General features: G+C 73.4%; 1 protein-coding gene. It reads left to right on the top strand.

From position 1 onward, the window contains the following. Nucleotides 1–293: 293 nt before the first annotated feature. Nucleotides 294–1,178 carry a S1 family peptidase gene (locus ACWGKU_RS41100; RefSeq protein WP_401056068.1) on the top strand — a complete coding sequence of 295 codons (885 nt, stop codon included), beginning with the start codon at nucleotides 294–296 and terminating at the stop codon, nucleotides 1,176–1,178. Nucleotides 1,179–1,216: the final 38 nt, after the last annotated feature.

Genomic DNA, 1,216 nt, shown 5'->3' with positions numbered 1-1,216 from the left:
CTTTTTTTTATAATACACCGCCTCCCGGGCCCCACCCGGGCCCCGCGGGGCCGGACCCCCCCGCCACCCGCCCACGGGCGCCCCCGCCGCCCCACCCCGGGGCCGGGGGGCCCCCCGACACCCCCTCGGGAAGCTTGTACCGAACGGTCCGTTTCCTCATACTTCCGGACAGCGCCGATCAGGAGCTGATCATCCGCCGTGCTTCCGGAGAGCAACGACCGGGGTCCGCCCATCCCCTGACCGCGCTTCACGGCCCCAACCCTCAGGGCCGTCACCCCCTCAGGAGGAGATCGGTGAGGACCACGCGCACCACGCCCCGCACCGGCAGCACACGCCGCTTCCGCCTGCTCGCCGCGGCCCTCGGCCTGCTGACCGCGACCGCGGTCGCCGCGCCGGGCGCCGCCGCCGCTCCCACCCGCACCGCCGAACCGGAACAGCTCTCGGCGATCAGCGACGCCATTCTGAACGCCGAGGTCGACGGCACGGCCTGGTACGTCGACGAAGCCGCCGGACGCGTCGTGGTGACCGCCGACAGCACCGTCTCCCCGTCCTCGCTCGCCCGGCTGATGAAGGCCGCCGGCCCCTCCGCGCCCAACCTCGACGTCCACCGCGTCCCCGGCGTGTTCACCCCGCTGCTCGCCGCCGGCGACGCCATCTACGGCGGCGAGTACCGCTGCTCGCTCGGCTTCAACGTGGTGAGCGGCAGCACCTACTACTTCCTCACCGCCGGGCACTGCGGCAACGTCGCCCCCGACTGGTACACCGACGTCGCCCACAGCACCCTGATCGGCCCCACCATCGGCTCGACCTTCCCCGGCCACGACTACGCGCTGGTCCGCTACGACAACAGCGCCCTCAGCCACCCGGGCGGCTTCACCTCCGCCCCGAACGCCGTCGTCGGCGAGGCGGTGAAGCGCACCGGCTCGACCACCGGCACCCACGGCGGCACCGTCACCGGCCTCAACGCCACCGTGCGCTACACCGACGGCAGCACCGTCCGCGGCCTGATCCAGACCAACGTCTGCGCCGAGGCCGGCGACTCGGGCGGCCCGCTGTACGACGGCACCAAGGCGCTCGGCCTCACCTCGGGCGGCAGCGGCGACTGCACCTCCGGCGGGACGACCTTCTACCAGCCGGTCAACGCGGCGCTCTCCGCGTACAACGTCAGCGTGTACTGACCCGAGCCCTTCCGCCCGAGCTGTGGGCCCGCCGCACC

The sequence above is a fragment of the Kitasatospora sp. NPDC054768 genome, from assembly GCF_053612025.1.
This window is presented reverse-complemented; position numbering and strand designations above follow the sequence as displayed.